The sequence below is a fragment of the Paenibacillus sp. IHB B 3415 genome (assembly GCF_000802655.2).
GTDB lineage: Bacteria > Bacillota > Bacilli > Paenibacillales > Paenibacillaceae > Paenibacillus_AQ > Paenibacillus_AQ phytohabitans.
This window is the reverse complement of sequence record NZ_JUEI01000138.1, coordinates 1-8,935: the sequence shown is the minus strand read 5'-3', so window position 1 is coordinate 8,935 and position 8,935 is coordinate 1. Positions and strand designations below refer to the sequence as shown.

Here is an 8,935-nt window from a genome sequence, read left to right as displayed (position 1 = left end):
GGAAGTCACTTTCGTGATTTCCCACTCACTCGTTGTTCAGTTTTCAAAGACCAATGTCTCATTTTAGCTCTTCACCGCACCTCAGCGGCGACCTTTATAATATATCATAGTGTTTCGTTGTTTGGCAAGCTTTTTTTTGAAAAAGTTATTTTTCATTATTTCCTGCCTGCAGCACCTTTTTAAACATTCAAAAGGAGCGCGAGATATAATGTATCATGCCGGCTCCCTTTTAGTCAAGCTATTAGGTTAATTTTATTTGTTCTGGTCTTATAGCACTTTAGAATTCAATGTTTGAACTGTGAGGAACGTCCTCCCCACGCGTACTTGGACAACTCCTTCTGTGGGGCAAAACGTGCATACATACGGAATACGGTTTTATATCGATTGGCAATAGCGTGTCTGATATTCTGATCTAAACGCTGATCGCTCAAATCCAGAAGCATTTCATCCAGCTCTTTGCGCAAAACATAGTCCAGCTCCTTGCATTCCTTCTCATTGAACAACATCCCGAGCATATGCTTGGCCTCCTTCATGAAATTCATAGCTATCAACAACCATCAAATGCCATGTCCTCTACTGTAGAAAATAGACCATTCGATGTGGGAAGCTCCAATTGTACTGCTTACACTAGATTAACCGGAGCATAGGATCTATAACCATAATTATAAAAAAATCCATTATGGTCTCGTTATATCCAAATTCCAACTATGGGACCAATATATTTGGCTTTTAATGTTATGCTCAATTCCCATAAATTTTATGATAAAAGTGAAAATGTAATTGTACTCTCAATGATTGCGGCAACGAACAGCAGAATAACAATCCATACCGAAGCGGTAAAAGTCTGCCGCATGAACGCCTGCCAATGGTCCGTTTCCCTCTCATTCCTCTTTCCCGCCCGAAACAGGGCGGATAACGCTTTGCCTCCGAATTTCAGACCAAAGGCACAGGCAATAATGATTGCCGGAATCTCGATAATCCCGTGCGGCAGCAATCCTTTTACAATCAGGGTGAACAGGTCCTGTCCCTGTATTGCGGACAGATGAATCAGATAACCAATGACCGCACCGTTAATCAGCAGGAAGAACACCGGCAATATTCCAAACAGTGCCCCTAGAAATATAATGACCACGCTTTTGATGCTGTTGTTCAGAAAGATAAATACAAAAAAGCTCCATTGCGGATTAGAGGATTCTCTAAGGCTCCCGCTGATTTCGCTGATTCCTTTCAATTGCTCATTCAGCAGCTGCTGCAGACTTCCCGTACCTATCCAGCCAATTACTCCGCCGGCTATGAATAACAAGGCTGCTGTCAGCAGCGCTTTGCGGATCGTTCCCAGATCTTTGATAAACGTATTAAAAGATAACATGTGTACCTCCTGAAATGATATCGCTCTTTAAAAGCATTTGCTGCGGATTTATATCTGCGGTCATAAGCGTCCTGTACGAGCATACATTTAGAACAAACAAGCATTTCGCATGGGAGAGGAGCGCTGACATTATGAATTCTTTTTATGTATTCAGCGGCAAAAAGATAAAACGGTTCATTTATATCTTTGCTGCTGCGCTTCTTACCGCCGGCGTCGTCTATGTCGAGAGGGGTAATATTACTGTTTTCTCTGAAGCAGCCCCTTCCGCCATTTACAGCGTGCCGACGGAAAAGAAGCTGATTGCCTTAACCTTTGATATTAGCTGGGGGGAGAAGAGACCGGAACCGATCCTGAAGGTGCTGGAAGACAAAAAGGTGGATAAGGCTACCTTCTTTCTATCCTCCCCTTGGAGTAAGACCCATCCAGAGATTGTCACCAGCATCAAAGACGCCGGATACGAGATTGGCAGCCACGGCCACAAGCATGTGAACTACAGTACACTGAGCAATGAAGAAATCCGTACGCAAATTACTACAGCCCATACGGTCTTGACCGAATTAACAGGTAGACAGCCCAACCTCATCAGAATGCCTAACGGCGATTTTGACAAAAGAGTGCTGCAGGTTGCATCCGACCTTGGTTATAAGGTCATTCAATGGGATACAGATTCGCTGGACTGGAAGAACATCGGTGTGGATAATATCGTGAATCGTGTGACGAGCAAGGCCCATCCCGGAGATATCGTACTGCTGCATGCCAGTGACTCCTGTAAGCAGACTCATGAGGCATTGCCGCAAATCATTGATAAGCTGCGCAGCCAAGGATATGAGTTCGTTACTGTCTCTGAATTAATCAGCCAAAGCAGTGCAGAGGGCAAAGAAGTCCGCGACTCTGCTTGGCTGGATAATGGCTTGGAAGACGCTGCCGGGATGTAGTCCTGGCCTATTCTGAACGCAGCCGCTGCAGGGGATAGTTATCTATTAGTGCCGCGGAGAAATAAGCTCGGAAATATCCGGAGTGGGTGAATTTAGTTTCGGGTAGCTCAGGTCAAGCCCCTCCAGCGTTTTCACCACAATGGCCAGCGCCAGATAATTGCGGTACCAGCGGTGATTCGCCGGAATCCAGTACCATGGAGCTTTCTCTATACTGGTTTCCTCAAAAACATCTTCATAGGCTTGTTGATAATCGTCCCAGAATTCGCGTTCCTGCAGATCGCTGGCGTCGAACTTCCAATGTTTCGCCGGATCATCAAGCCGCTCCTGGATCTTCTCCAGCTGCTTCTCCTTGGAGATATGCAGAAAGAGCTTGATTACCGTTGTCCCCTCTTCCGCCAGCATTTCCTCAAACTGGCGGATGTAGCGGAAACGCCGCTTGGCATCCTCTTTCTTCAGACTGCCATGCACACGCGGTACCAGCACATCCTCATAATGCGAACGGTTAAACGCAGCAATATAGCCTTTGGGCGGTGTCTTCATATGGACTCTCCACAGGAAATCGTGAGCTTCCTCCTCCAAAGAGGGCTTCTTGAAGCTGGTAACGATGAACCCTTGCGGGTTAATGCCGGAGAAAATATGCTTAACGGTTCCGTCCTTCCCGCTGGAATCCATTCCTTGAAGAATAACGAGCAGGGAATGCTTCTTCTGTGCAAAAAGGATATCCTGAAGCTCTGCCAGCCGTTTCTTTAGCTTCTCCATTTTGGCTTCCGCTTCTTCTTTGGATTTGAATTCGCCGCGTTCATCCGGATCGAGGTCTTTCAGGCGTGTTTCACTTGTGTCTTTTATCATATAACGCTTGATGTTCATATATTCCCTCCTCCACTCTGTTCTTTAAGAATAACCTCATCAACTTGATTCTAACCGTTCCGTATAAGCAATGCCAAAACCCCGCCACCCTGAGTGTATTCAGGTGAGCGGGGTTTTGGTTTATGGACTTTTAATTGAGGCCGGTTTCAAAATCCGGTGCAGCATCAAAATCTGGAACGCATTGCAAGCAACCAGCGGAACCAGAATAAAAATGGTGGCGCTATCTACGCCGATCCGGAGTACACCGATAATCTCAACAATGGTGATGGCGGTCATAAAGAAAAAGGTTGGAATCCAGGCCGAAGCGTTGGTACCCCGCATTTTGAACCAGGAAACAATAATTGCGGTAAGCAGAATCCCCAGACCCAAAATCAGGTCAGATGCAACACTCCGGTCCCCGCTCAAAAATGTACGCAGGAAAACCAGTTCAAGCAGCGCGAGCACTGCCAGCACCAGTTGTATGTACCGCCATGCCTTGCGCGGGAACACGCCGGTGCCCATGTAATTAAGAATCAGATAAGCGAAGAACCCAAGCTGTGCATATACACTGACGAGCACTCCGTAGCCAAAAAGGATCAGGGAGTAAAGTAAAAGGTCGGCGGTGCTCTTGAAATCGATTCCGCCATTGACTGTCTGCAGGGCAAGACCGGCAATCACGGCCCCTCCTGCTCCGATCAAAAGCGTGGTCCAGAATAAATAAAACCATTTTCTTAAGTTCAGCGCTTTCACCTCCCCGTGTCAGATTTATTTTACCAAGGTTACCGTCAAAAAACCATTACACTCCAACATAAATGTGTGCCCCCGCGGCATACTACAGTCAGTAACTCTATAAAGGAGGGCAGCGCCAATGAAATGGAGGACTTTGTGGTCTGGAGGCTTGGCACTCGGCTTGGTTATGGCCTTAACGGCCTGCGGAGGCGAACAGAGCAGCAGTTCTTCTTCCGGACAGGGCGGATATAAGGAAATGAAGACGATGGTTGTAGATATATTGAAAAGCGATGAGGGGAAAAAGGCGGTTGAGGAGGCCCTTTCTATCCCCAGCTCGGGTGAAAGCAGCACAAGCGGGCTGAGCATGAAAATGATGCCGATGCAAACAACCGAGCAGATCCGGATCGCGGTTAAAGACACCATCACAGCTCCTGAGTACCAGAAGGAAATCGAAAAGATCATGACGGACCCACAGTTTGCCGGGGAGTTCGCCAAAGCGATTAATACGCAGAGCAAGGAATTGCATCTTCAATTAATCAAGGACCCCACTTATCAAAAGTCTGTAGAAGAAATTATGAAATCGCCTGAAATGATGAAAATGTTCCTAGACCTTACTAAGACTTCCGATTACCGCAAGCAATCCATGACCATTATGCAGGAGGCCATGCAGAACCCGCTCTTCCGTATGGAAGTGCTCGATCTGCTCAAAACTGTAGTACAGGAAGAGCTGCAGCCTAAGGTACAGAAAAAGGATGCCGAAAAAGGCGGCGGGGGCGGAGAGGAACAGGAAAGCGGGGGCGACAGTCAGAAGCAGGAAGGCGGAGATGATTCCGGCTCCTAAAATAACATATACATTCTTTTCAAAAAAGGCCTTGCCCCATATGGGACAGGCCTTTTTGTGTGCAAACAAATTTCTCAGAGCTTACTCTTCGTACTTGGCGATCAGCTTGTCTGCAATTTCTGCAAATAACCCTCCGGTTGGCGTATCCGCCTTATACACTGACGGTGAGAAATCAGGCTCAGAGATATGGTTGTCCGGTGCACCGAGCGGCACCTGGGCCAGCAGCTCTGTATGCAGTGTTTCGGCCAGACGGGCACCTCCGCCGCGTCCGAAGATATAATCCTTCTTGCCGCAGGAGGAACATTCATAATAGGCCATATTCTCGATGACCCCAAGAATCTCATGATCAGTCTGCAGAGCCATAGAGCCCGCTCTCGCAGCCACAAAGGCAGCCGTAGCATGAGGGGTGGTTACAATAATCTCCTTGCTGTGCGGCAGCATCTGATGCACGTCAAGCGCCACATCGCCCGTTCCCGGAGGCAGATCCAGCAGCAGATAATCCAGTTCACCCCAGCCTACATCGCTGAAGAACTGGCGCAGCATTTTGCCAAGCATCGGCCCTCTCCAAATGACCGGACTATTCTCACGGATAAAGAAGCCCATCGACATGACCTTCACTCCGAATCGTTCCACCGGAATGATGATGCCCTCTTCCACTATCGGGCCTTCTTCAATCCCCATCATGTCCGGAATACTGAAGCCGTAAATGTCGGCATCGATCAGACCGACCTTTTTACCTTTTCTGGCTAGTGCTACGGCCAGGTTCACCGTCACCGTTGACTTTCCCACTCCGCCCTTGCCGCTGGCGATCGCGATGAAGTTCACACCCGAATTCTCGTTGATCAGCTCATGCCCCTCAAGGCCCGCTGCATGGCCTTTCAGCTTCTCGCCTTGTTCTGATTCCTGCTCGTCCTCTGCACTCTCTCCACGGAGTATAGCGCGTTCATAATCGGTGGCATCGCGCAGACGGATATGAATATTATCCGCTCCGCCCTCAGTAAGCAAATCGCGAACCTGCTGCTCCAGCTCCATACGCTGCTTCTCCTCGGAGTCAAGACACACGACAGATAGCGAGATCCGGTCTTCTTTAATCATGATATCGCGGATCAGCTGTAATTCGACAAGGCTTTTTCCGGATTCCGGGTCTGTGAGCGGCTGCAAAAGTTCCTGAATTTGTTCCCTAGTCAGCATGGAAAGCACCTCTGTTCCTTCCCGGACGGGTAAGCTCCGGTATTTTCGTCTATTATAGCATTACCCTCCGGCGGAAGAGTAGTCCCACCCTATGGCTGCTCAGAGGTATACCGCAAGATCCCCCGGTAGATACTGGTTGCCACCTTCCGTTGATACACATCGTCTCCAAGCAGAACGGATTCCTCAGGATGGGATAGGAACCCTACCTCAACTAAGACAGCCGGCATTTTTAATACTTTTAACAAATAAATGGTGTTCGCAGTCTTGGCCACACGGTCTGTATTCTCAAGGGTAGCCTTCAGCTCATCCTGTACCAATCCGGCCAACGCCTTGTTGCCCTCATTGCTTGGATAATAGAAGGTTTGGGCTCCGCTCCAGCGGTTCGAAGGAATACTGTTCATATGTACGCTGATAAACAGATCGGCGCCCTTCTCCTCGATACTTCTGACCCGCTGCTTCAGATCCTCCGTCTTGCGTCTGGCATACCCTTTGGTGCTGTCCTGGGCCAGATCATAATCCCCTTCCCGGGTCATTACTACAATAGCTCCCGCCTGCTGCAGATAATCGCGTAAATAAAGGGACACCGAGAGGTTGATATCCTTCTCAATCAGCCCCTCCCGGCTCACTGCGCCGCCATCCGGACCCCCGTGGCCCGCATCAATGGCAATTACCTTGCCGGAAAGCGGCAGACTCCAATAATTGATCGTCTTGGCAGTCGGCATATCATAAGCAATGATACCGATCATCACAGCGAGTAATGCAGCGCCCAGGATGCTTTTTTTGATGCTGCTCCAAGAGATCCAGACCGAGACTTTATGCTGCTGTCGGCCAGACATAACAAAGACCCCCTCGTCCCGATAGATTCTACTCATCTATATGGGACAAGAGGGCCAAATAGTACTGGCTGTTTAAGCTTGGACCGAAACTTCCGGAGACATGCCTTCAATCAGAATCTGCGCCACTTCAGGGCGCGTGAATTCAGGTGGCGGACATTGTCCGTCGCGAAGAAGTGCCCGCACCTTAGTTCCAGAGAGCGTCAAATGCTGATCGCCCGGATGCGGGCAGGTTTTGCTGGAGGCCATATTGCCGCATTTCACACAGAAGAAGCTGTGCTCGAAGAATAATGGCGTAATGCCTAGTTCCTCGGCGGTAAAGTTCGCAAAGATCTCCTGCGCTTCGTATGTGCCGTAGTAGTCACCCACACCTGCATGATCACGACCGACAATAAAATGTGTGCAGCCGTAATTCTTGCGTACCATCGCATGGAATATAGCTTCACGCGGTCCGGCATAACGCATTGCCGCCGGGAATACGCCCAGGAATGTGCGGTTCTCCGGATAATAATTCTCCAGGAGCGCAAGATAACTCTTCATCCGCACATTGGCCGGCACATCGTCAGACTTGGTTTCACCCACAAGCGGATTCAGGAACAGAGCGTCTACAACCTCCATAGCACATTTCTGGATGTACTCATGAGCGCGGTGTACCGGATTGCGTGTCTGGAAACCCACGACGGTTCTCCAGCCTTTGTCCGCGAAGATCTGACGGGTCTCGGCAGGGTCGAAATAGAACTCACCGAATTTCTCTGGCTGCGGCCGGTTCAGTACAGTTATAGGACCACCGACATAAGTTGCCGGACGGGCTAGCAGCTTACTCACGCCAGGATGCTCAGGATCGGTTGTCTTGAACACATTCTGCGCTTCCAGCTGCTGATCCACTTCGTAAATACTCTCAATATCAAGCAGTCCGTAGACTACACCGTCCTCTTCACCAATCAGCGACACTCTGTCTCCTACTGCAAGGGATGGCGCCTGCTTGTCATCTACAGCGAGTGTGATAGGAATGCTCCATACGGTTCCATCTGCCAGACGCATGCTTGTGACCACAGAATGGTAGTCCGCTTCATTCAAGAAACCCGTGAGCGGCGAAAATGCACCTACACCAATCAAATCCAAATCAGATAAAGTCCATGTATTGAGCGCAATTGATTTATTGGCTGAGGCCTGCTGCAGCAGTTGTTCTCTCTCCGCACCCTCTGCTATACGCTGAACTAGTGTTCCTCCATGAGGAAGTATTGAAGTCATCCTTGTTCTCTCCTCCTGTGTGCAATGCTAGTGTGTTATTTATGCAATCCACATTCTGTTTTGTCTGATCCGGACCATCTTCCGGCACGCGGATCTTCACCAGGCATAACTGCCCGGGTGCATTGCTCACAGCCGATACTAGGGAAGTTACGGTCATGAAGCGGGTTATAGACTACATCATTCTCGCGGATATAATTCCATACATCCTCTGTGGTCCAGCTTGCAATCGGATTAAACTTTACAAGGCCAAATTTGTTATCATACTCCACCTTTTTGGAGTTGGCACGGGTTGGTGCCTGATCACGGCGGATTCCGGTAATCCAAGCGTCGTATTGCGAAAGAATACGCGTGAGCGGCTCAACCTTACGGATGGCGCAGCATTGATTCGGGTCAGTGTTCCAAAGCGCCTCACCATACTGCAGTGCCTGCTCTTCCACAGTAATCTGCGGCGATACACGGACGAATTCCATTCCGTACTTGTCAGCCATAATATCTCTTGTCTCATAGGTTTCCTTGAAATGATAATCGGTATCGAGATAGAAAACATCTGTCGACGGGCTGACCTTCTGGATCATATCCACCAGTACTACATCCTCGGCACCAAAGCTGCAGGCAAAGGTTATATTAGGAAAAGTCTCTACCGCCCAGCGGATAATCTCTTCAGGAGTGGCATTCTCCAATTCTTCAGCTTTAACTTTGATTAAATCCTCTTTCTCAAGCAGATTCATCTAATCTTCCTCCATCCGGATATAGCCAAGATCGAATCCTCTGAGAGATTAATCCCGACTAATTCTATATGGTATAGTATATCTGTTTCAGTGGCGAAGTCAATGGGTTTTGTTCATTTTGGAATAAAGTATTCGGGGAATTAATATTTTGATGATAAAAAACAGAACAAAATCACCCTAACGGGTGAATAACGTTCTAGCCAGCGGTTATT

General features: G+C 48.6%; 11 protein-coding genes. 3 read left to right on the top strand and 8 right to left on the bottom strand.

The window, feature by feature from the left end; genetic code table 11:
- A partial coding sequence (locus QW71_RS41705) for a hypothetical protein (RefSeq protein WP_235441637.1) occupies positions 1–183 on the top strand: 183 nt, incomplete at its 5' end.
- A gap of 101 nt (positions 184–284) precedes the next feature.
- Here QW71_RS41705 and QW71_RS35080 read toward each other — a convergent pair.
- Together QW71_RS35080 and QW71_RS35075 are read right to left on the bottom strand one after the other, a co-directional pair.
- Positions 285–515, bottom strand: coding sequence for a hypothetical protein (locus QW71_RS35080; protein ID WP_025336637.1), 231 nt, complete (start codon positions 513–515; stop codon positions 285–287).
- A 242-nt stretch (positions 516–757) separates the two neighbouring features.
- Positions 758–1,369, bottom strand: coding sequence for a stage II sporulation protein M (locus tag QW71_RS35075; protein ID WP_039310357.1), 612 nt, complete (start codon positions 1,367–1,369; stop codon positions 758–760).
- Between the two features lie 131 nt (positions 1,370–1,500).
- On the opposite strand from QW71_RS35075, the gene pdaB reads away from it, so the two are divergent.
- Positions 1,501–2,304 carry a polysaccharide deacetylase family sporulation protein PdaB gene (pdaB, locus tag QW71_RS35070; protein WP_039310356.1) on the top strand — a complete coding sequence of 268 codons (804 nt, stop codon included), beginning with the start codon at positions 1,501–1,503 and terminating at the stop codon, positions 2,302–2,304.
- A 45-nt stretch (positions 2,305–2,349) separates the two neighbouring features.
- Here the strand turns inward: pdaB and QW71_RS35065 are convergent, their stop codons facing one another.
- Together QW71_RS35065 and QW71_RS35060 are read right to left on the bottom strand one after the other, a co-directional pair.
- The gene (locus QW71_RS35065; RefSeq protein WP_039310354.1) at positions 2,350–3,171 is read right to left on the bottom strand and encodes a PPK2 family polyphosphate kinase; all 822 of its coding nucleotides are present in this window, start codon (positions 3,169–3,171) and stop codon (positions 2,350–2,352) included.
- A gap of 120 nt (positions 3,172–3,291) precedes the next feature.
- Positions 3,292–3,891 carry a KinB-signaling pathway activation protein gene (locus QW71_RS35060; RefSeq protein WP_039310360.1) on the bottom strand — a complete coding sequence of 200 codons (600 nt, stop codon included), beginning with the start codon at positions 3,889–3,891 and terminating at the stop codon, positions 3,292–3,294.
- Between the two features lie 127 nt (positions 3,892–4,018).
- Between QW71_RS35060 and gerD the strand changes: the two genes are divergently transcribed.
- Positions 4,019–4,720 carry a spore germination lipoprotein GerD gene (gene gerD, locus QW71_RS35055; RefSeq protein ID WP_039310352.1) on the top strand — a complete coding sequence of 234 codons (702 nt, stop codon included), beginning with the start codon at positions 4,019–4,021 and terminating at the stop codon, positions 4,718–4,720.
- Between the two features lie 81 nt (positions 4,721–4,801).
- On the opposite strand, the gene QW71_RS35050 is transcribed toward gerD, so the two are convergent.
- From QW71_RS35050 to QW71_RS35035, 4 genes are all read right to left on the bottom strand, one after another.
- Positions 4,802–5,911, bottom strand: a complete 1,110-nt coding sequence (locus QW71_RS35050) for an Mrp/NBP35 family ATP-binding protein (RefSeq protein WP_039310351.1) — start codon at positions 5,909–5,911, stop codon at positions 4,802–4,804.
- 89 nt (positions 5,912–6,000) lie between these two features.
- Positions 6,001–6,747 (bottom strand): N-acetylmuramoyl-L-alanine amidase CwlD, encoded by a 747-nt coding sequence (gene cwlD / locus QW71_RS35045; RefSeq protein ID WP_039310349.1) that lies wholly within the window; start codon positions 6,745–6,747, stop codon positions 6,001–6,003.
- 72 nt (positions 6,748–6,819) lie between these two features.
- Positions 6,820–7,995, bottom strand: coding sequence for a sulfate adenylyltransferase (gene sat / locus QW71_RS35040; protein ID WP_039310347.1), 1,176 nt, complete (start codon positions 7,993–7,995; stop codon positions 6,820–6,822).
- Between the two features lie 35 nt (positions 7,996–8,030).
- On the bottom strand, positions 8,031–8,723 hold the full coding sequence (locus tag QW71_RS35035) for a phosphoadenylyl-sulfate reductase (RefSeq protein ID WP_039310345.1): 693 nt from the start codon (positions 8,721–8,723) through the stop codon (positions 8,031–8,033).
- Positions 8,724–8,935: the final 212 nt, after the last annotated feature.